Genomic DNA, 19,176 nt, shown 5'->3' with positions numbered 1-19,176 from the left:
ACTAGTTGCTCGGGGGCGCTGGGTTGTGCGGGGCCTTCTAGAAGGTCCCGCGCTCTGAACTGGAGCCCACTTGGACCCGTGGAACTGGGTGGCTGCACCAACGCTTTGATTACTCACGGTGACAGTTCGATACGCGCTGATGTCGAGACCGATGGGCGGCATAACCAAGCTGCGGTCGTTGCGACGACTAATGTTGATCTACATGCACGAGCGGAGGCAGATGAGCCTCACCTGCGAAATGTGCGTCCCGGTGCACCGCGGCTGGTGCTTTCGGCCACGGGCGCTGTTCTCATCCGCTCAGCGTGCTGAACCACACTCATTTGCTCGACCCCTGCGCCTCGGGGAGTGGTAAAGACAGGCAGGCTGTACACAACTTGGGAGAGCGGTCGTATCATTGGCCTGTGGAACTGGATGCCTCCTCGGCTTCTCACGAGTATGACGTATGCCTGTCCTTTGCTGGCGAAGAACGCGGGTACGTTCAAGAAGTGGCGCAGGAGTTACGCCAAAGAGGAGTGCGGCTCTTCTACGACGATTATGAGAAGGCCACTCTATGGGGAAAAGATCTCTATGAGCACCTAGATTGGATCTATCGCAAATCTGCACATTACTGCATCCTATTCGCCTCTGCAAACTATGCCGAGAAGGTGTGGACGTCGCATGAAAGGAAGAGCGCACAGGCGAGAGCGCTGCAAGAGAGTTCTGAGTACGTCCTGCCCGTCAAGTTCGACGATACTGATATTCCCGGTCTCCGGCCTACGGTGGCTTACATTGATGCAAGGACGACGTCTCCTGGAGAGCTTGCTGAGCTGATTTGCTTGAAGCTTGGACCGCGCATTAAGCGGAACTATGTGCCAGTGGATCTAACGGGCTTGTACACGGCGCTTGAGGTGTTCGACGAGGATGAGGAGCACTACGTTAGTAAGATCGTGCACTCTTTCTTCAGGGATCTGCTCAGGATGACCATCGATGAACGTCGGTTGATTGGTCATATATTTCTCGTTGGGTGCAAGGAAGAGTTGCCGGATAATGTCCATATGAGTCTGGATTTGATTCGAAGAGACATCTCCATCCCGCCTGTTCAAGCACTGGAAATCCTGCGCGGCCTCAGTCCTTTGGGCTTCACTCACAAACTTCGAGAGCCAGAAGATGCTCATGAGGAAGCTGACATTGTCGAAGTTGGGTGGATGGATACAATGCTGCATGAAGATGAAGATGTGATGGATTACTCGGCTGATAATGCGACCTTGGTGGCATGTCAAATGATTAACGTTGGCGTGGGAGATCAGTGCATCGAGTGCGCCCGTAATTGCATCGAGCATCTAGATTTCTCCAATCTGGAGATTGTCTCGAACTGATCGGTCAATACTTCCTCTTGTCCCATTTGACGGGCACGCGTGGAGCAGGGCATGTGTATCAGGCGTGACGTCGATGCAGCGCATGAAGATCTAAGCGGTCGCGCGGGCTGTGAGCGGTAGTAGCGTCCGACATGATCATTTGCCCAATGTTCGCCCAAGCGAATCTTCACCAGAAGGGCGTGCTGAGAGAGCGCCAGGTCAAAGACCCTTAAGGTCTGTCAGAACCTGCTGCCTTCTAATCCGACGGTCGCAGGTTCGAATCCTGCAGGGCGCGCTATCTTGACCAGGCGATCCCTTGATCGCCTCGTGAGCCAAGATCGCATATGTAGCAACGCGTGTAGCAACGCGCTCACGACACCACCTCCCTCGCCTTGACCTGGGGCTCGTCAGGCTCGACAGCACTCCGTCCATCGTGTCGGCCGCGCCGCGCTTCACCTCGTCGAGCACGTGCGTGTAGATGTCCTCCGTCGTCGACTTCCTGGCATGGCGCAGCACCGACTGGATCACCTTGATGTCGGCCCCCTCGGCGAACAGGAACGTGGCACAGGCGTGCCGGAGGTCGTGAATGCGGATCCGATCCTCTTCGCCCTGGCGGATGTCCGCCCGTTTACACAGCGCATACCACGACCGGTTGACGTTCCTCGGCTCCAGCGGCGTGCCGAGGCCCGTCGTGAACACCAGGTCGGGATCGCGCCACACCTCGGCCGCCAGCCGGTCGGCGGCCTGCGCCTTGTGATGCTCCTTCAACGCCTGCAGAGCCGTCTTCGGGATGGCCACCGTCCCCATGCTCGCCGACGTCTTCAGCTTCTTCTCCACCAGCTTGCCGCGCCGGCGGCCGGTCGCCTCGTCGACCTCGCCCCGCAGCCGCTGAACCGACTTCGCCAGCTTGACCGTCCCGGCCTCGAAGTCGACGTGCGACCACCGCATCCCGAGGCCCTCGCCGCGGCGTAGGCCGAACGCCAGCAGCACGATCCAGTAGCACCAGAGCCGATCCTCGGCGGCCTCGGCCAGCAGCCGCGCGGCCTCCTCCTTCGTCAGCGGCTTGAACTCCATCCGCTCGACGCTCGGCGCGTCCACCAGCAGGCACACGTTCCGGCCGATCAGCTCGTCGTCCACCGCGTCCGCCAGCGCCTTGCGCAGAACAGCGTGGCAGTACGCGATCGTCCGGGCGGACAACACCTTCCTCTGGGCCGAGCGCACCTACCTCAAGGCCGAACTCACCGACGCCCGCACTGACCGCGACCACGCCAACAAGCGCAGTCGCGAACTCCTCCAGCAGCGCATCGACGATGCTAATGCCGCCGCCGACCGAGTCAACCGCATCAGCGCCAAGGTCCGCGCCGCCAACGACGCACTCGAACGCCACGCCCCGTGGACAGCACAAAGGCCGCCCCTGCCGGTAACAGGGGCGGCCACCCCCACACCCTCCCACGACGTCCCCAGCAGCACACCTCCAGGGAGGTACAGATGGCCCGCATCGCCTGCCCCATCGCATGGTGCGCCCGCCCCATGCCCGCCGCGCACCGCGTCTGCGCCGCCTGCACCAGCGAACTCGAACGCGACCTCGGCGACACGCCCAGCCTCGCCCACCACCTCGAACTCGCCCTCGCCCGCCAAGTCCGCATCGGAGACGGCGGCGGCCCCCGCGGCACCGAGCGCCCGCTCCCCTACGACCAGCACGCCACCGACGCCGCCACCCTGCTGCACACCACGCTCGCCGCATGGACCGGGCACCTGCACGACACCGCGCCCATCGTGGCCGGCCCCGTCTGCGCACCCGCCTGCCGACACCACACCTGCCTGCACATCACCCTGTCCACCACGCCCGGCCCGTCCACGGCCGGGCACGCCCGGTGGCTGCTGCGGCACCTGCCCGTGCTCCTCGCCGGGCAGCACGCCACCGAGGCCGTCGAGCAGCTCACCGACGCCATCCGCAACGCGCGCCGCACCATCGACTGGCCCGCCGACAAGGTGTACGCCGGACCCTGCGACCACTGCGGCACCGACATGTACGCCCGCCCGAGCGCCTCCCTCGTCACCTGCCCCGTCTGCCTTGACGACGAGGGACACCGCATCTCGTACGGCGTGCAGGCCCGACGCAAATGGATGCTCGCCGAGATAGAGGAACTACGCCTCCCGGCCGCCGACATCGCCCGAGCACTGACCAGTCTCGTGGGATCCATCACCCCGACCCTGATCCGCACTTGGGTACACCGGCAGCGCCTGACGCCGGTCGGCCTCGACGCGCACGGGCACACGCTGTTCAGGGTGGGTGATGTGCTCGACCTGATGGACAGACCGCAGATAGTTGCGTAGTCAACGATCAGGTGACATGCTTCGACCATCTAACCTGCGAGACGTATCGGAAGGGCCTGGCCAACGCCGGGCCCTTCCGCATGTCTGCCTATGGAAGACCGGCAGCCAGCTTCTTCCACTCGCTGAGCAGTTCCTTGGTTTGCTCCGTCACTTCCTTGAGCTCACGGGTCATTCGAGCTTGGTGCAGCGTCGCCCAGACCTGTGCCTCATCCACCTTCCCTTCCCCAAGCGCCTCGTACGCCTTCAGTTCGTAGTCGAACCCGGTCTCCATCACTCGCCCTTCACCGCTTTGGTCAAGTCCTCGATCTTCCCTTGTAGGAGCCGCAGTTCCCTCGCTACGGCCATCAGTGCTGCCACGTGAGCCTTGTCCAGCTCGCCGTCCGCGAAAGCCTGTGCGGCGTCCACGTCCCAATCCACCATGCCGACTCCCCTCGCCCGAACGTTCCGATCCTTCGACGATGCGGCAGTTGAGGCAGCAGAGCTAGCCCTTGACCTGAGGCGGTAGCCATGCGCAACAACAAGCACCGCACCGGCCGCCCCTACCGCACAGCACGCACCAAGATGTTCGAGACGTACGGCACCGTCTGCCACATCTGCGGGCACGACGGCGCAGGCGAAGCCGACCACCTCATCCCCATCAGCATCGACGCAGACCAGCCCGTCGACCCGCACATGATGAGGCCAGCACATGGAGCGAACACCCCATGCCTGGTGTGCGGCAGAAAGTGCAACACCGAACGAGGCAACCGGCCTGTGCAGCAGGGGGTTCGCACGTCGCGCGACTGGTACGCAGGCCCGTGACGTTTCCGCAGGTTAGAGCCTTTTGATCAGAGGGCTGGACGACCCCGCGCCTAGCCTCCCTTTTTCTCCCCGAGCGCCGATCACCAACGGACGATCATGGAGGTGGTCATGGGGCCGGTCGAGAAGGCCGTGCGTGACGACGTCGAGCAACTCGGCGACCTGGTGGGCGTCGAGCCGTCGCTATCGGAGATGGCCTACCGGCTCGCGCACGAGATCGACGCGGGCGGCGGCGAGGAGGGCAAGTCCCTGCCCCAGCTCAATCGGGAACTGCGAGCGACGCTCGCGCAACTGCTGGCCGCTCGGGCTCCAGGGGAGGACGATGACGACCTCGACGACCTGGGCACCCCCTACGGAGTTCGCCTCGCAGTGCCTGGAGCTGTACGGGCTGGAGTGCCCGCCGATGTGGGGCACGCCGCGCCGGCCGGAGTTCCCCTCGCTGGGGCCGAAGGCGTGGAAGGTGATGGAGCGGCTCGGCTACCCGCCGATGCCGTGGCAGCGCTACGTGCTGGACGTCGCGCTGGAGATCGACCCCGCCACGGGCCTGTGCGCGCACCGCGAGGTCGGGCTGTCGGTGCCGCGCCAGCAGGGCAAGACGCAGCAGATCCTCGGGCTGATGTTGCACCGGATCGCGGCCTGGCAGCGGCAGCGGGTGGAGTACGCGGCGCAGACGCGCGGCATGGCCCGGGAGCGGTTCGAGGACGAGTTCCTGGTCACCATGGACGGCTCGTCGCTGGCCAGCAAGTACCGCACCCGGATGTCGAACGGCAACGAGGCCATCATCTGGTCGCGCACTCGTTCCAAGCTGGGCATCACCGCGAACACGGAGAAGGCCGGCCACGGGCCGCCGCTCGACCTGGGCGTGATCGACGAGGCGTTCGCGCATGAGGATGACCGGCTGGAGCAGGCGTTCTCTCCGGCAATGCTGACCCGCGACATGGTCCGGCCTGCGAGAAATCACGGGCGCCAACTCGCGAACCGTACTCTCAGCCCGGCGGGTATCTGCGGCAATCGGACGGCGTAGAGGCTTCTCCTTTCGCTCAGCCATTCACGGTCGATGAAGCGGCCGCTCATGCGCCCGGCGAGGAAGAGATAGGTCTCCAGGCAGGCCTGATTGTGGTCCTCGGGTTCGGTGATTTCAGATCCGGAGCGTACGGCCTCCGGGATGTTCGTGGGCGGCCCGGCTTCCCGGAGGTACGGTTCGACCATAGACCCGGGTTCGGTGATGACCTCGCCGTACCAGCGTTGAGTCGCCCAGGCGGTCGTGACGCCGTCGCCGTAAAGAAGATCGTAGACGTAGGCGCCCAGGGTGCGGATCTGGAGGAAACGCAGGCCCGCTTCCGTCAGGCCCGTGGTCACCGGGGGTGGGCCGCTGATGGTGAGGGCGTGCGTCCAGCCGTCGGCGTGCGGGCCGGTCCATATGCGTTCGGTGAAAGCCATCGGCCGGTAGTGGGTCATGGCGGTGGCCAGGTCGCAGTCCTGGCAGGAGGCGAGATCCGCGCCGAGCAGGGCGGCCACAGCCTCGGCATCGCCCGACTCGACCCAGGTGCCGATGAAGCCGCGGCCCAGTCCCGCGCCGAGCAGGTACTTCCACTGGTCAGTCACTGGGGCCAGGTCCCTTTCGGGATGCGGCAGAGCAGCCCTGGTGTGGTGAACCAGGTGTCGTCGATGAACCGGCCGGTCGCGTACGCCAGCGCGGCGAGGTAGAAGTTCATCTCCCGGCCGATGACAGGGGAGCCGACGAGATCTGCTCCCTCTTGTCTGGGACGGTCCCAGTGATCGTCGGGGATGGTGTCCTCCCACTCGTCCCCGTTGAAATAGACCGGTTCGGTGATTTCGCCCGCGTAATAGGCCAGATGGTAGGCCCGCCCGCCCGGCTGCGGGAGCGAATCGAGGGCGCGCCACGGGGATAGTCCGGACACGGCGAACATCTTGACCCAGCCGGGGCTCTGCTCGGCCACCCAGACGAGGTCCTCTTCCGAGTAGGTGCGATACCACCGCCGCGCCTGGTCCAGGTCACAGGCGAGTGTCTCCTCCTCCGCCCGCAGCGCGGCGACCACCGCGCGGTAGTCGGGCGCCTCGACCCACGAACACTCGAACCTCTCCGCCAGGCCTCGCTCCTCGAAATACGACCATTGGTCTAATTTGTTGCGACTCGTCACGATGCTCCGATTCGGGGTATCGGATGGCGAGGTGGCCGCCGGCGAAGCCGACGGCCACCTATTGGAACGTATCTTTAAGGAATGATCTCATACCAGAAGCTGTCGCCTGGTATCACCCGTCGTTTCGTATACCACCCCCCCAACGTGCCGCCGTGGGACGTGTTGTGTGCCGCCGATATGGCCTTGATGGAGAAATGCCCGTTCGCATTCGCAGCGCCTTGCGTTGTTTTGGCTCCAGGGGAATTCATCACATCAGCGGGTCTCCGATTTGTCTTCTCGTCGTCAGGTCCCATATCCGTACCGCGGCGCCCAATCCGCCAGAGACGACGATCGGCCGTCCGTCTACCTGGCCGGTTGCGATGGATATGACGGCGTCGCCGTGACTGACAGGACCGGGGCCGACGTTGACGGAGTGATGCATCACGGCAAGGGTTACGACCACTGCGCAGGCCACTATCAGCACGCTCCGGCGGCGAAGCTGTGGCGGTTGATATCGCTGAAGCCCGCAGGGTGTGCTCCGATGGCGTAACCGGGAATCGCCGGTCGGCATCGGTCACTGTTCTGTTCTCCTTGACCTAGTGCCGTATCCGCCGCCTTCTATGGGCGATCGCGGTTGAGGTTGGAGGCGGCGGGGATGTTGACGATCACTCTGCCATGTTCAACCGTTGCACACCATTGGATAGTTCAAGCCCCCGGGTTTGTTCGGCTTGGAGCCGCTCTATGTCGAAGTCGGATGTGCAGCATCAGCAGTCGGCCCGGAATGGAATACATCTCCCGTAAACTTTGCCAGGGCGGGAGAGGGTGCCCTGGGCGGCGTTTTCGACAGGTGCACTTCCTTATCGAGGGCGAGGCGGCATGAGTTCCGAGGATCTCGTACGGCGCCATATGGTCGGCCTGGGGGTGATCGTTGTGGCGCTTTTGATCGTGGTCGCCCCGTTGATGGTGTTCAGCGCGATGCTCGAATCCCAGATCGAGGATCGCGCCGAACGGGCTCTCAGCAGCCGGGCAGAGCTGGTCAGCCAGGCGCTCCGGCGGGATCCGGCGGGGAGTTCGTGGCAGGCCGCGGCCGGCGGGTGGGCGTCCAAGGCGGCGCGCCCCGACGGGCGGACCCTGGTCATCTCGACGTCCGTTCCGGTTGAGGCGGGGATGATGCTCGGCACGGAGTGGTACGAGCGGTGCTACAGGATCGTGTTCACCGCGATCGGCACTCCGGAGCAAGGTTATGAGCTGGAGAAGGTTCCCGGGTGCGCGGAGGAGCAGTGCAGGGGACGTCGGCCGTGTCCGGCGCTTTCGCCCAGTTGACCGGTCCGCGCGGGGTGTAGGCGCGAGGGTTCAGCAACGACGACTTCCCGGCCACCGCCCGGGCGATCCGGGTTGACAAATGCATACATGTACATGCAACATCTTCTTGCACAGACAAAACATGTACGTACATGCAAGGAGATGTCATGAAGCGCGAACGCATCAGCACCACCCCCGACTGGTACGAGCCCTACGCCATCTCACAAGCCATCAAAGTCGGCGACCTCGTCTACACCTCCGGCCAAGCCGGCTTCGACCACAACGGCGTCACCGTCAGCCACGACTTCGAAACCCAGGCCCGACAGGCCTTCACCAACCTCGACCGCGTCCTCAAAGAAGCCGGATCCAGCCTCGCCGACGCCGTCAAGGTCACCATCCTCGTCACCGACCTCGAACCCAACCTCGACACCATCATCAAACTGCGCAAAGAGTTCTTCACCGAGCCCTACCCCGCCGACACCCTGATCCAGATCTCCCGCCTCGCCCAGGCCGACTGGCAGATCGAGGTCGACGCGACCGCCGTGGCACGGTCATGAAGATCCAGATCTGGTCCGACTACGTCTGCCCGTTCTGCCTGCTGGCCAAGGGGCCGATCCAGGAGGCCGTCGCCGGGCGTGACGTCGAGATCGAGTGGATGCCGTTCGAGCTGCGTCCCGAGCCCGTTCCGACGCTGGAGCCCGAGGGCGACTACCTCCAGAACATCTGGAAGCAGACGATCTACCCGATGGCCGAACGGATGGGTGTCGGCATCCACCTGCCCGACGTCTCGCCTCAGCCGTACACGCGACTGGCCTTCGAGGGCTACCAGTACGCCAGGGAGCACGGCGACGCCGAGGCGTACAACGACCGGCTGCTGCGGGCGTTCTTCGAGGACGGCCTCGACATCGGCGACCTGGACGTGCTGGCGGACCTGGCCGCGGAGCTGGGCCTCGACGCGGAGGAGTTCCGTGCCGCGCTCCTCGACGGCCGGTACGGCGAGGCGCATCGGGCCGCGCTTCAGCAGGCGCAGGATCTGCAGATCCGCTCGGTCCCGACGATCATCGTCGACGGCACGTACCGGATCGAGGGGGTTCCCCGGCCTGACGCGCTCCGCGAGGTCCTGGACAGACTCGAAGCGATCAAGGCGGTGGAGGCTTCCGGGAAGACCTCCTGCGGCGTGGAGGGTTGCTGAGGAAGGCGGCCGCGGTGCTCACGACGGAGGGGTTGCTGAGGAAGGCGGCCGTGGTGCTCGCGGCCTCTCAGCTGTGCTTCCCGAGCAGCCTTCGCCGGGGCGGGGTGGTGCCGGTGAAGGAAGAGCAGGCGGTGGCTTCAGACGAAGAAGCTGTCATGGCGGACGAAGAACTCCGCGCGCTCTTCTTCGCTGAGGCCGCCCAGCTCGGTGACGCCTTCGAAGTATCCCTCTCGCGGTGCGCCGGGGGCGAAGAGCATGAGCATGGAGGCGGGTTCGCCGGATTCGTTGCGGAAGGCGTGCAGCCCGCCCACCGGCACGTACAGGTAGTCGCCGGAGGTGGCGTCGATCCACTGCCGGCCGTCGAACAGCCGCATGGTGCCGGACAGGATGAAGAACGACTCCGACATCGCCTTGTGGAAGTGGGTGCTGGGTCCGCTGACTTCGGGGCCCATGTCCACCCGGTACAGGCCGTACTCACCGCTGGTGGAGACGGTGGTGGACAGGTAGTGGTAGGCGGTGCCCCGCGCGACGGTGGGGCTGTCGGTGGCGACGGGCGGGGAGATGAAGTCGGGCGCGCTGGTCGCGGGACGGAAGGTGGCGTTGATCTCGCCGTGTTCGCCGAAGTAGCGAGGATCGGGGTAGGACATGCGCACTCCTTGCACGAGGGCAGATTAGGTGAGTGCTAAGATAACCAGCACTTACGTGAGTGTCAATTAAATGAGCGCTCAGCTATTCTGAGAGTGGAGGATGCGTGGCGGACGCGGTGGAGTCGGTGCTGGAGCAGTGGAGGCGCGAACGGCCGGACCTCGACGTCTCGCCGATCGGCATCGTGGGGCGGCTCATGCGGCTGTCGCGGCTCTGGGACAAGGAGATCAAGGACTTCCTGGGCGAGCACGGCCTGGAGCCCGGCGAGTTCGACGTCCTGTCCACGCTGCGGCGCTCAGGAGAGCCGTACGAGCTGACCGCGAAGGCCTTCCTCAAGGCGTCCCTCGTCACCACCGGGGCGATCACGCTGCGGGTCGACCGGATGGCCGCGAAGGGCCTGGTCACCCGGACGCCCGACGCCAACGACCGGCGCTCGGTCAGGATCCGCCTCACACCGCACGGGCTTGAGCTGATCGACCGGGTCCTCCCCCTCCACCTGGCCAACGAGGCCCGCCTCGTGGAGAGCCTCGACGCCGGCGAACGCCGGCGCCTGGAGGCCACGCTCGCCGGGCTGCTGGAGTCTCACGGCGACACACCCGCCGACACCGGCCCGCCCGCCGATCAGCAGTAACCGGCCAGGCCGTCCGCCAGCTCTTCCTCGTCGCCGTCCCGGTGGGCGGACAGGGCCTGCTGCAGGGCGAAGGTGGCGCGGATGACGGCGATGCGGGCGGTCATCGTGCTGTCCGGCCGGGCGTCCAGGGTGAGAACCCGGTTCAGGAAGCTCGCGCCGTAACTGGCCGCGACGGCCGCCAGGTCCTCGGCGGGGTCGCCGATCGTGACCTCGTCCCAGTCGATCACGCCGCTGAGCACCGGCAGGCCGTCCTTGCGCTCCCACAGCACGTTCTCCGCGCCGAGATCGCCGTGCACGACCGCGTCAGTGAGATGGGGAAGGCCGTCGAGCGCGGCGAGCTCCCGCTCGGCCCGCTGACGCCCGCCGTCGGACATGAGCCCGAACAGCTCGGCGCGGACGTCCGCCGCGAACCGCCGCCAGCGGTCTCGTGGCGCCGGCAGAGCCGCTCGCGCCTTGTCCGAGGCGCCGTTCCTGGCCAGTGCGGTCAGCAGCGTGACGTACTGCGTCGCCGCGGCCTCGGCCACCTGGGGATCTTCGAGCGCCTCGGCCTCCAGCGGGGCCCCGGGAACGCGGCTGAGAACGAGATAGGGCAGCCCGTCGGCGCTGCCTTCCTCCAGCGGCCGAGGCGTGGCGAAGCCGAGATCGAGCGCGGCGAGCAGGCGCAGAATGGCGGCCCGATGCGGCAGCCGGGCGGCCGCGGCGTCGGTGCGCGGCAGGCACACGACACGGTCCGCGCCGATCACCACCTGGTGGAACTGTCCTTGACGGACGGTGAGGTCCTCCGGCGTGACGCCCGGCAGCAGGCGGCTCAGCAGAGCGCGATGCGACGGCGGGAGCTGCATGAGACGCGGGCCGTCCTTTCCGTCACCGGCTGTCCACCGGCTCCTCGCCCTCTCGCGACCAGGACGCACTTGCGACATTAGAGCATATAGGTTGGCGGAATGATCTACGCCAAGACGCCGCTGACCCGCGAGATCCGCGAAGCCGTGGCCCTGGCCTGGGGGGTCGAGGGAGAGGGTGAGCGGTTGCACGGCGGTGAGGAGTCCGCCGCGTACCGCCTCGACGGTCACGTCATCCGCGTCGGCCCCGTAGGGCGCTCCGCCGCCGAGTCGGAGTGGTGCCACGCGATCGCCCGGCACGCCGCCGCCGGCCTCCCCGAGGCCGTCGCCCCGCTGCCGGCCGCCGACGGGACGGCGACGGTCGTCGTCGTGGCCGGCCGGCCGATCTCCTGCTGGCCGTATGTCGAGGGCTCCTGGGCGGATTCCGACGTGCCGGCCCAGCGCGAGGCGGGTGCGCGGCTGCTGGCCCGGCTCCACCGGTCACTCGCCGGCTTCCGCCCCGGCCCCCGCCCGGTGCCCGCCTTCCAGGAGTCCGGCCTGTACGGCCCCCCGCCCCGGCCCGAAGCCGAGCCGAAAGAGCCCGGCCTGGAGCGCCAGACAAAGGACCCCGGTCTGGAGAAGCCCGAGCCGAAGAACCCCAGCCTGGAGCCCCAGTCAGGGGACCCCGACCTCCAGGATCCCGAGCTGGACCGGTGGCTGGTCGCCTGCCATGCCGCGCACCCCGTGCGCCACCCCCTGCACGGCGACTACTACACCGGCAACACCCTCGTCAGGGACGGCCGGATCGTGGCGGTCTACGACTGGGACGAGTCCTTCGTCGGCGCCCCCGAGCTGGAGCTGGCCGCCGCCGCACTGGAATGGGGTGACGACCTGACCGGGCCGAGCAAGGAGTTCGTGGCCGCGTACCACGAGGCGGGCGGCACGGCCGGCCACCTGGACGAGGAGTCGCTGGCCCAGCTCGTCAGGCACAAGCTCCGCAGGGAGCACGCCTACTTCGCCAAGGCCGTGCGCTCGGGGGTGAAGCACGACGAGGAGGACATCGCGTACGCCCGCGCCCGGGTGGAGCTGTTCCACCGGCTACGCCCCTGACGGCGCCGGCCGGGTGGTCAGGCGTCCGGGATCCAGTTGCCGTGGAAGCCGAGCGGCACGCGTACGGGCAGGTGGACGCGGGCCACGGGCGGTCCGGTGAAGTCCTGCGCGGACAGGATCACCAGGTCGGAGGCGCCGCGCTCGGGGTCGGCGACGTAGGCCATCAGGTATCCGGCGTCCTCGGCGCCCTGGGTGTCGCCCGGGTCCGGGGCGAAGGCGGCCTCGCCGACGGCGGCGTCCCGCGCGAACCCGTGCACCTCCGTCGTGCCCCGTACCAGGTCGTGCTTGACGAGCGCGTTGGTGAACGCGTCGTCGGGGTGGGGGCCGCCGGGGGTGAACCGCATGCCGTACACGGGGGTGACGGCGGAGTAGCCGTAGCGGTGCTGCCGGGAGGCGTAGGCGTCGTTCACGCGCGGGAAGTCCTGGGGCCGGTCGTCCACGCACCGCTGTTCCAGCCGCCCGGTGCGCAGGTCGATGCGCCAGCGGTCGAGCCTGGGGCTGATGCCGCCGGGGTCGGCGACGTCCACGGGGCCGTCGGCGGCGATCAGGTCGACGGTGATCGTCGAGCCGTCGTCGTAGGCGTTGAGGACGTGGCTGACGTAGAAGGGCTCGGCGGGCAGCCAGCGGACCTGCCCGCCGGTCCGGGGCAGGACGCCGACGTGGGCCTGGTGCGCGGGGTTCCAGCGGAAGCGCATCGCGTCCAGGTCGAAGGTCAGCGGGATGTCGAAGACGACCACGAAGTTCTCCGACAGCGCGAAGTCGTGGAGGAACGGCAGGTCGCCGGGCAGCGGGAGGTCGGCGACGTGGGTGACCGTCCCGGCCGGGTCGGTGACGACGTGCTGGGCGAACGGGCGTCCCGGCAGGTACGCGAGCGAGTGCAGGTCGCCGGTGCGCGGGTCGACCTTGGAGTGCGCGTTGGCGCTGGAGCCCTCGCGGGTGGCGGCCAGGGGGCATGTGCCGATGGTGTCGAGCTCGTAGCCGAGTTCGTGGGGCGGCCCGCCCGCCTCCGACAGGGCGAGGGTGCGTCCGGCGTGGCGGAGCACGTGGATGTTCGGGGAGGGCGGCAGGAAGGCGGGCGGTTCCAGGCCGCGTTCCATCCGGTCGAGCGCGTCGGCGACCTCCGCCGAGCGGACCCAGCGGTTGCGGTACCACTCGGCCCGGCCGTCGCGGATCCGCACGCCGTGCACCATGCCCGCGCCGAAGGCCCAGAAGTGCGTGACGGGGTCCTCCACGCCGAGCGGGTTCGGGCCCAGGCGCAGGTAGCGGCCGTTCAGCTCGGCGGGCAGCCGCCCGGTCACGGGCAGGTCGTAAGCGGTGACCTCCTCCTTGACGGGGGCGAAGGGCCCGTCAAGGTAACGGTCGTAGCGGTCCATGCTCACCTCGTCGATCGGCTGTACGGTGTACGAAGCGAGACGGTACAGCCGGGCGGCGCGCGGCGACCGAGGCCGGCGGGATGCGCTAGGCCAGGGAGCGAGCGGTTCACCAGGCGGAATCCGGCCGCTGCGGCAGGCGCACAACTGCCCTAGTACAGGAGAGGATCGGCCATGCGGCGGACCGGGAGCGGCTCCGCGCCGCCGCCCTACCTGCGGATCGTGCGGGAGATCCAGCGGCGCATCGACACGGGCGCGCTGCGGCCGGGCGACCGCGTCCCGTCCATCAGACAGGCCGCCGCGGAGTGGGGCGTGGCCACCGCGACCGCCACCAAGGCGCTCGACACCCTGCGCCGGCAGGGCCGGGTGGTGGCCGTCCCCCGCGTCGGCACCGTCGTGGCCGACCCCGCGCCGGGCGCGCCCCGGCCCGGGGAGGGCCGGGCGCGCCGGTCGCGACCTGCGGCGACCGGCCCCGACGGGGAGCGCGACCGGGTCGTACGCGCCGCGATCGCCCTCGCCGACGCGGAGGGCTTCGAATCGGTGTCGATGCGCGCCATCGCGGCGAAGCTCGGCATGCCCACCATGTCGCTGTACGGACTGCTGCGCGGCAAGGAGGAGCTGGCCGTGCTCATGGCCGACACCGCGTTCGGCGAGCTGGAGCTGCCCGAGGAGCCGCCCCCGGGCTGGCGGGCCCACCTGGAGCTCGCGGCGCGGCTGCAGTGGCGTCTCTACCTGCGGCATCCCTGGCTGCCCCGGCTCATGTCGCTCACCCATCCGCAGCCGCTGCCCCACCTGCTCAGGTTCGGCGCCTGGGGCATGAGCGCCGTGCTGAAGCTCGGGCTCGACCCCGAGGCGGCCCGCCTGGTGTGGTGGGCCGTGGCCAACCACGTCAGGGGGACGGCCACGAACCTCGAGGCGCAACGCGACGCGGAGCGGCACACCGGGCTGTCACCCGACCAGTGGTACGTCGCCCACCTGCCGTCCCTGCGCGCCGCGCTCTCGACGGGTGCGGCGCCGATCGACGACCGGCTGGGCTTCGACCTGACCGCGTTCTTCGAGGCCGGGCTCCAGCTCCTGCTCGACGGGGCCGCGGTCCAGATCGGGCGGCAGCACCGGCGCGCTGATCCTCCGCGTTGACGAGCCGCTTCATCCGGTGCGGAAGGTCACTTCCGGGTAGGCCGCGGACGGGCCGTTCAGCAGGGTGGCGGGGCGCTCGCGCAGGTGGACGTCGAAGAAGTCGCGCACGTACGCCCGGGTGATCGCGGCGGCCCGCGCCCCGGTCAGGCTGCCGGCGGGCAGGCCGAGCTGCTCGGCGAGCACCGGGAAGTCGGTGAAGGAGTCGTGCTCGGACCCGGCCACCTCGGCCCACCGCTTCCAGCCGGTCAGCAGCGGCCAGTTCTCCGCCCAGGTGGGCACGTCCGGGGTGCCGAACAGCAGGAGCGGCCGGGCGAGGCCGCCGGGCGGCGGCGGGACGACGAACGCCCCGTCGAGGACGGCGCCCGCGTCGATGCGGGGGTCGGCGGTCATGGCGTGGGCGGCGCTGTTGCCGCCGATGGAGTGCCCGGCCATGCCGATCCGGCGCGGGTCGACGGGCAGGCGCCGGTCCCGGACCAGGCGGTCGAGGACGAACGACACGTCAGCGGCGCGGATGTCCGGGACGAGCCCGGGCGCGTCCTCGATCTCGCAGGCCAGGCAGGTGGTGGTGCGCCCGCCGGGGAAGGTGGTGGCGGCCGACTCGTAGGTGTGGTCGACGGCGGCGACGGCGTACCCGTGGCTGGCCAGGTCCTCGGCGAGGACGGTCAGCGACGAGCGGGGCAGGCCGAAGCCGGGCGAGAGGACGACGAGCGGGCGCTTGCCGGGCACGGGCGGGGCGCCGGTGCGGGCGTGGCCGCGGATCCGGCTCAGCAGGTCGCCGGGCGGCAGGCCCTGGGCGGCCAGGAGCAGCGCGGACTCCTCGGGGGTGACGTACCGGGCGCGGACGCCGGAGCGGCGGGTGGCCGGGTACCACACGGTCACCATGAGGCGGCGGCGTTCGGCGGCCACCCAGGGGTCGGGGCGGGAGGCGTCGAGCAGGTCCCGGGAGACGGTGCCGACGGGGTACGTCCCGGTCGGCGCGGGCAGCACCGGGACACCCGTGGACACGGACTCGGGGGCGGAGGCGGACGCCGCGGTGGGGACCTGCAGCGTGGCCGCCAGCAAGGTGATGAGCAGGGCTCGGATCATGCGGTGGAAACTAGGCGGCGAACCCCGCGCGGTCGTCGGACTTCTGGCCAAATATCCGCCCGCGCGCGTGGTCGCGCACGCCAACGGGCGGCCGGGCTCCGCTGGCCATACTGTCGGGCATGAATCTCGAACTGGTCAAGAAAGAGGTGTCCTCGCTCGTCACCCCCGGCACCCCGGGGCTGGCCGTCGCCGTCTACTCCGGCGGCGAGGCGGTCGCCACGGCCGCGGCGGGCACGGCGTGCGTCGAGTTCGGCGTGCCGATCGACGCCGACACCCGCTTCGACATCGCGAGCGCGAGCAAGCAGTTCACCGCCGCGTGCGTGCTGCTGCTGGCCCGTGACGGCGCGCTCGGCCTCGACGACGACGTGCGGCGGCACGTGCCGGAGCTGAGCCTGGAGGTTCCCGTCACGCTGCGGCAGTGCCTCCAGCACACGGGCGGCCTGCCGGAGTGGTACACGGTCATGGCGCTGACCGGGCACCCGCTCGCCGAGATGACCGAGGAGCGCCTGCTGGAGGTCATCGCCCGGTTCCGCGGGACGACGTTCGAGCCCGGCACGGACTTCACCTACTCCAACACCGGGTACGTGCTGGCCTCGGTCGTCGTGCGCCGGGTCAGCGGCAGGTCGCTGGCGGAGTTCGCCCGGGAGCGGTTGTTCGGGCCGCTCGGCATGGACGACTCGATCTTCCGCGACGACGCGACGCTGCCCGTGGAGCGGATGGCGTACGGCTACGCCAACGTCGACGGGCCGACGCGCCGGGCCGACACGCAGGAGAGCGCGGTCGGCGACGGCGGCATGGTCACCAGCGTGCGCGACCTCGCCCCGTGGTTCGGCTTCCTGACCGACGGCCGGGTGCTCGGCGCGGACCTGCGCGACGCGCTGCTGGAGCGTGCCGTGCTGGCCGACGGCACCACGCTGCCGTACGCGTTCGGCGTCTACCACTACGAGGTCGCCGGGCGGCCGGCGTTCGGGCACGCGGGCGGCATGCACGGCTACCTGTCGGACCTGCTCGTGCTGCCGGACGAGGGCGTGGGCGTGGCGGTGCTGTCGAACCAGCGCGCGATCGACCCGCTCGCGCTGACCGAGCGCCTGGCCAAGCTGCTGCTCGGCGAGCCTCTCGCGGACCCGGGCCGGGAGCCGGGCACGCTGCCGCCGCCCGCGCACGAGCACTGGCACGACCCGGTCACCGGCCTGACGCTGACGCTCAAGCACGGCGACGACGGGGTGGAGGTGTCCGGCGTGGGCACGTTCGTCCCGGGCGCCGACGGCCGCTGGCACGGGCAGGGCGAGGAGGACCGGGAGTGGCTGGAGTGCTCCGGCGACACGCTCGTCCTGGGCTCGATGCTGGCGGCCCGGCCGCCGACCACGTTCCGGCCCGCCGCCGCGCCGACCGGCGAGGCGGCGCCCGAGGGCGAGTGGTGGAGCGGCGAGCTGGAGGCGCGGGCGAGCGTGCGCGACGGCGTGCTGCGCGTCGGCCGCACCCTCGAACTGCCGGTCGAGCCCGCCCCCGCGGGGCTGTGGCAGGCCGGGCCGTTCACGCTCCGGGAGGCCGACGGGGCCCTGCTGATCAGCGGCGGCGGCCTGCGCGGGTTCCGGTTCGCCTGAGCGCGCTCGTTGGCCTGCGCAACCAGGCGGGGGTCGCGGGTTTTGGCGGCCCGGTCAGTGAACGGGGACGGTCCGGCTTCTAGCGTCCGACTGTCCCCGCCACTCAGCTTCCGAGGTGGTCACATGACTCCTGCGAAGACCGCCGCCGCGACAGCCGTGCTGCTGCTCCTCACCGCCTGCTCGGCAGGCGGCGCCACCCCGCCGCCTGCCGACACGCTGGTCTGGGCCACGGCCTCGCCGCCCAGCAGCCTCGACATCGCGCACGGCTTCAACAGCCCGTCGACCCTGGTCCAGACAGCCGTCCTCGACACCATGGTCACCCTCGACGAACGAGGGCGGCCGGCGCCCCACCTGGCGACCGGGTGGACCCAGCCCGACCCGGCCACCTACCTGTTCACGCTGCGCAAGGGGGTGCGCTTCACGGACGGCAGCCCGCTGACCGCCGACGACGCCGCGTTCTCGCTGCGCCGCCACCTCGACCCGAAGGTGGCCTCCCAGGCGGCCTCCTACTTCACCATGGTCAAGAAGGTCGAGCCGGTCGGCGACGACCAGGTCAAGGTGACGCTGAGCCGCCCGGCCCCGGCGTTCCTGGCCGTCTCGGCCATCGCCTGGCAGGTCGTCCCCCGCAAGCTGGCCGAACCGCATCCCAAGGACCTGGGCAGCCCCGAGGTCGGCACGCTCGGCACCGGCCCGTACAAGGTGAGCCGGTTCTCCCTCACCTCCGGCGTGCTGCTGGAGCGCAACGAGGACTACTGGGGGCCGAAGCCCGCGCTGCGCCGGGTCGAGGTCAAGAGCATCGGCGACCCCGAGACGCTGCGGCTGGCCGTACGGTCGGGCGAGATCGACGGCACCGCCGACCTCAACACCCGCGACGCGCGCAAGTGGACCGGGCTGCCCGGCGTCAAGACGATCTTCTACCCGGGCAACAACATCAGCTACCTGTCGCTCGCGGTCAAGAACGGGCCGCTGGCCGACGTGCACGTCCGGCGGGCCATCGCGCACGCGGTCAACCGCAAGGCGATCTCCGACCTGATGACGGCCGGGCACGGCGGCCCCGCCGACGCGCTGCTGCCCGAGCCGATCCTCACCGCCGTCTACGGCGACGCCCCTCCCCCGGTGCCCGTCCACGCCTACGACCCGGCCAAGGCCAAGGAGGAGCTGGCCAAGTCGGGCCATCCGGACGGGTTCACGCTCGCCGCGCCCTACGCCAGCGGCGGCGACACCGGCACCGTCATGCAGGCCGTCGCCGCCGACCTCGCCAAGATCGGCATCACGCTCAAGCTGGAGCCCGCCCCGTCCGACCAGTACGCGGCCCGGATGATGGAGCACGACCGGCTCGGCGTCCACTACGTGGCCCTGGCCTACGGCACGCCCGAGCCGATCGAAGTGCTGCCCGACATGGTCAGCCGCGCCTCCGCCGAGCCGCAGGGCTTCAACTTCTCCGGCTACGGCTCGGCCGCCACCGACGAGAAGCTCGACGCGCTCGTCTCGGCCACCGGCGAGGCCCGCACGGCCCAGGTCACCGAGCTGCTGAAGGAGATCGCCGACCAGGTGCCGTACGTGCCGCTGTTCCACACCGACAACGCGGCGGCGCTGAACGAGAAGTACACCGCCTCGCTCCACACGTGGACCATGAACCTGTTCGCGGCGATCCGCCCGGCGGGCCGTTGA

At 69.1% G+C, this 19,176-nt stretch carries 21 protein-coding genes; 12 read left to right on the top strand and 9 right to left on the bottom strand.

Going from position 1 to position 19,176, the window contains the following annotated elements; all coding sequences use genetic code 11:
• Positions 1–401 precede the first annotated feature (401 nt).
• Positions 402–1,355 (top strand): TIR domain-containing protein, encoded by a 954-nt coding sequence (locus tag AB0J53_RS29415; protein ID WP_364178435.1) that lies wholly within the window; start codon positions 402–404, stop codon positions 1,353–1,355.
• A gap of 198 nt (positions 1,356–1,553) precedes the next feature.
• Here AB0J53_RS29415 and AB0J53_RS29410 read toward each other — a convergent pair whose 3' ends face one another.
• Positions 1,554–2,531, bottom strand: a complete 978-nt coding sequence (locus tag AB0J53_RS29410; protein WP_364178432.1) for a site-specific integrase — start codon at positions 2,529–2,531, stop codon at positions 1,554–1,556.
• Positions 2,532–2,822: 291 nt separating this feature from the next.
• Here AB0J53_RS29410 and AB0J53_RS29405 point away from each other — a divergent pair, with 291 nt between their 5' ends.
• Positions 2,823–3,671, top strand: coding sequence for a hypothetical protein (locus AB0J53_RS29405; RefSeq protein WP_364178429.1), 849 nt, complete (start codon positions 2,823–2,825; stop codon positions 3,669–3,671).
• Positions 3,672–3,759: 88 nt separating this feature from the next.
• Here AB0J53_RS29405 and AB0J53_RS29400 read toward each other — a convergent pair whose 3' ends face one another.
• Together AB0J53_RS29400 and AB0J53_RS29395 are read right to left on the bottom strand one after the other, a co-directional pair.
• Positions 3,760–3,942: a hypothetical protein gene (locus AB0J53_RS29400; RefSeq protein WP_364178426.1), complete on the bottom strand. Its 183-nt coding sequence runs from the start codon at positions 3,940–3,942 to the stop codon at positions 3,760–3,762.
• Entirely contained in the window at positions 3,942–4,091 is a 150-nt protein-coding gene (locus tag AB0J53_RS29395; protein ID WP_364178423.1) for a hypothetical protein, read from the bottom strand. Before AB0J53_RS29395 ends, AB0J53_RS29400 begins: the two co-directional genes overlap by 1 nt.
• Before the next feature lie 87 nt (positions 4,092–4,178).
• Here AB0J53_RS29395 and AB0J53_RS29390 point away from each other — a divergent pair, with 87 nt between their 5' ends.
• Positions 4,179–4,472 carry a hypothetical protein gene (locus AB0J53_RS29390; protein WP_364178420.1) on the top strand — a complete coding sequence of 98 codons (294 nt, stop codon included), beginning with the start codon at positions 4,179–4,181 and terminating at the stop codon, positions 4,470–4,472.
• A 319-nt stretch (positions 4,473–4,791) separates the two neighbouring features.
• Positions 4,792–5,493, top strand: coding sequence for a hypothetical protein (locus AB0J53_RS29385; protein ID WP_364178417.1), 702 nt, complete (start codon positions 4,792–4,794; stop codon positions 5,491–5,493).
• Here AB0J53_RS29385 and AB0J53_RS29380 read toward each other — a convergent pair.
• Positions 5,427–6,074 (bottom strand): hypothetical protein, encoded by a 648-nt coding sequence (locus AB0J53_RS29380; RefSeq protein ID WP_364178414.1) that lies wholly within the window; start codon positions 6,072–6,074, stop codon positions 5,427–5,429. The genes AB0J53_RS29385 and AB0J53_RS29380 overlap by 67 nt on opposite strands.
• The gene (locus AB0J53_RS29375; protein ID WP_364178411.1) at positions 6,071–6,631 is read right to left on the bottom strand and encodes a hypothetical protein; all 561 of its coding nucleotides are present in this window, start codon (positions 6,629–6,631) and stop codon (positions 6,071–6,073) included. The genes AB0J53_RS29380 and AB0J53_RS29375 overlap by 4 nt, the downstream gene beginning before the upstream one ends.
• An 855-nt stretch (positions 6,632–7,486) precedes the next feature.
• On the opposite strand from AB0J53_RS29375, the gene AB0J53_RS29370 reads away from it, so the two are divergent.
• The 3 genes from AB0J53_RS29370 to AB0J53_RS29360 all read left to right on the top strand — a co-directional run bounded on the left by AB0J53_RS29370 (position 7,487) and on the right by AB0J53_RS29360 (position 9,104).
• Positions 7,487–7,933, top strand: a complete 447-nt coding sequence (locus AB0J53_RS29370) for a hypothetical protein (RefSeq protein ID WP_364178408.1) — start codon at positions 7,487–7,489, stop codon at positions 7,931–7,933.
• Positions 7,934–8,079: 146 nt separating this feature from the next.
• Positions 8,080–8,469 (top strand): RidA family protein, encoded by a 390-nt coding sequence (locus AB0J53_RS29365; protein ID WP_364178405.1) that lies wholly within the window; start codon positions 8,080–8,082, stop codon positions 8,467–8,469.
• Complete coding sequence (locus AB0J53_RS29360) at positions 8,466–9,104, top strand: DsbA family oxidoreductase (protein ID WP_364178402.1); 639 nt, start codon at positions 8,466–8,468, stop codon at positions 9,102–9,104. Before AB0J53_RS29365 ends, AB0J53_RS29360 begins: the two co-directional genes overlap by 4 nt.
• A 137-nt stretch (positions 9,105–9,241) precedes the next feature.
• On the opposite strand, the gene AB0J53_RS29355 is transcribed toward AB0J53_RS29360, so the two are convergent.
• A complete protein-coding gene (locus AB0J53_RS29355) occupies positions 9,242–9,751 on the bottom strand; it encodes a cupin domain-containing protein (RefSeq protein ID WP_364178399.1) in 510 nt (169 codons plus the stop codon).
• Between the two features lie 104 nt (positions 9,752–9,855).
• On the opposite strand from AB0J53_RS29355, the gene AB0J53_RS29350 reads away from it, so the two are divergent.
• Complete coding sequence (locus AB0J53_RS29350) at positions 9,856–10,380, top strand: MarR family transcriptional regulator (protein ID WP_364178396.1); 525 nt, start codon at positions 9,856–9,858, stop codon at positions 10,378–10,380.
• On the opposite strand, the gene AB0J53_RS29345 is transcribed toward AB0J53_RS29350, so the two are convergent.
• Positions 10,371–11,222, bottom strand: coding sequence for an aminoglycoside phosphotransferase family protein (locus tag AB0J53_RS29345; RefSeq protein WP_364178393.1), 852 nt, complete (start codon positions 11,220–11,222; stop codon positions 10,371–10,373). The genes AB0J53_RS29350 and AB0J53_RS29345 overlap by 10 nt on opposite strands.
• Positions 11,223–11,321: 99 nt before the next feature.
• Between AB0J53_RS29345 and AB0J53_RS29340 the strand changes: the two genes are divergently transcribed.
• Positions 11,322–12,308 carry a phosphotransferase gene (locus tag AB0J53_RS29340; RefSeq protein WP_364178390.1) on the top strand — a complete coding sequence of 329 codons (987 nt, stop codon included), beginning with the start codon at positions 11,322–11,324 and terminating at the stop codon, positions 12,306–12,308.
• A 17-nt stretch (positions 12,309–12,325) separates the two neighbouring features.
• Here the strand turns inward: AB0J53_RS29340 and AB0J53_RS29335 are convergent, their stop codons facing one another.
• On the bottom strand, positions 12,326–13,681 hold the full coding sequence (locus tag AB0J53_RS29335; RefSeq protein ID WP_364178387.1) for a carotenoid oxygenase family protein: 1,356 nt from the start codon (positions 13,679–13,681) through the stop codon (positions 12,326–12,328).
• Positions 13,682–13,852: 171 nt separating this feature from the next.
• Between AB0J53_RS29335 and AB0J53_RS29330 the strand changes: the two genes are divergently transcribed.
• Complete coding sequence (locus AB0J53_RS29330) at positions 13,853–14,815, top strand: GntR family transcriptional regulator (RefSeq protein ID WP_364178384.1); 963 nt, start codon at positions 13,853–13,855, stop codon at positions 14,813–14,815.
• A 9-nt stretch (positions 14,816–14,824) separates the two neighbouring features.
• On the opposite strand, the gene AB0J53_RS29325 is transcribed toward AB0J53_RS29330, so the two are convergent.
• Complete coding sequence (locus tag AB0J53_RS29325) at positions 14,825–15,901, bottom strand: alpha/beta hydrolase (protein WP_364178381.1); 1,077 nt, start codon at positions 15,899–15,901, stop codon at positions 14,825–14,827.
• 119 nt (positions 15,902–16,020) lie between these two features.
• Between AB0J53_RS29325 and AB0J53_RS29320 the strand changes: the two genes are divergently transcribed.
• Positions 16,021–17,505, top strand: coding sequence for a serine hydrolase domain-containing protein (locus AB0J53_RS29320; protein ID WP_357585937.1), 1,485 nt, complete (start codon positions 16,021–16,023; stop codon positions 17,503–17,505).
• A gap of 123 nt (positions 17,506–17,628) precedes the next feature.
• On the top strand, positions 17,629–19,176 hold the full coding sequence (locus AB0J53_RS29315; RefSeq protein ID WP_364178378.1) for an ABC transporter substrate-binding protein: 1,548 nt from the start codon (positions 17,629–17,631) through the stop codon (positions 19,174–19,176).

The organism is Nonomuraea sp. NPDC049725, assembly GCF_040674795.1.
Lineage (GTDB): Bacteria > Actinomycetota > Actinomycetes > Streptosporangiales > Streptosporangiaceae > Nonomuraea > Nonomuraea ceibae.
The sequence above is the reverse complement of the archived record's forward strand: the minus strand, read 5'-3'. Positions and strand labels throughout refer to the sequence as shown.

Excerpts from the sequence above, each read along its gene's own strand:
- AB0J53_RS29405 (WP_364178429.1), top strand. The coding sequence starts at position 2,823 with ATGGCCCGCATCGCCTGCCCCATCGCATGGTGCGCCCGCCCCATGCCC.
- AB0J53_RS29400 (WP_364178426.1), bottom strand. The coding sequence starts at position 3,942 with ATGGAGACCGGGTTCGACTACGAACTGAAGGCGTACGAGGCGCTTGGG.
- AB0J53_RS29395 (WP_364178423.1), bottom strand. The coding sequence starts at position 4,091 with ATGGTGGATTGGGACGTGGACGCCGCACAGGCTTTCGCGGACGGCGAG.
- AB0J53_RS29390 (WP_364178420.1), top strand. The coding sequence starts at position 4,179 with ATGCGCAACAACAAGCACCGCACCGGCCGCCCCTACCGCACAGCACGC.
- AB0J53_RS29385 (WP_364178417.1), top strand. The coding sequence starts at position 4,792 with ATGACGACCTCGACGACCTGGGCACCCCCTACGGAGTTCGCCTCGCAG.
- AB0J53_RS29370 (WP_364178408.1), top strand. The coding sequence starts at position 7,487 with ATGAGTTCCGAGGATCTCGTACGGCGCCATATGGTCGGCCTGGGGGTG.
- AB0J53_RS29365 (WP_364178405.1), top strand. The coding sequence starts at position 8,080 with ATGAAGCGCGAACGCATCAGCACCACCCCCGACTGGTACGAGCCCTAC.
- AB0J53_RS29360 (WP_364178402.1), top strand. The coding sequence starts at position 8,466 with ATGAAGATCCAGATCTGGTCCGACTACGTCTGCCCGTTCTGCCTGCTG.
- AB0J53_RS29355 (WP_364178399.1), bottom strand. The coding sequence starts at position 9,751 with ATGTCCTACCCCGATCCTCGCTACTTCGGCGAACACGGCGAGATCAAC.
- AB0J53_RS29345 (WP_364178393.1), bottom strand. The coding sequence starts at position 11,222 with ATGCAGCTCCCGCCGTCGCATCGCGCTCTGCTGAGCCGCCTGCTGCCG.
- AB0J53_RS29340 (WP_364178390.1), top strand. The coding sequence starts at position 11,322 with ATGATCTACGCCAAGACGCCGCTGACCCGCGAGATCCGCGAAGCCGTG.
- AB0J53_RS29335 (WP_364178387.1), bottom strand. The coding sequence starts at position 13,681 with ATGGACCGCTACGACCGTTACCTTGACGGGCCCTTCGCCCCCGTCAAG.
- AB0J53_RS29330 (WP_364178384.1), top strand. The coding sequence starts at position 13,853 with ATGCGGCGGACCGGGAGCGGCTCCGCGCCGCCGCCCTACCTGCGGATC.
- AB0J53_RS29325 (WP_364178381.1), bottom strand. The coding sequence starts at position 15,901 with ATGATCCGAGCCCTGCTCATCACCTTGCTGGCGGCCACGCTGCAGGTC.
- AB0J53_RS29320 (WP_357585937.1), top strand. The coding sequence starts at position 16,021 with ATGAATCTCGAACTGGTCAAGAAAGAGGTGTCCTCGCTCGTCACCCCC.
- AB0J53_RS29315 (WP_364178378.1), top strand. The coding sequence starts at position 17,629 with ATGACTCCTGCGAAGACCGCCGCCGCGACAGCCGTGCTGCTGCTCCTC.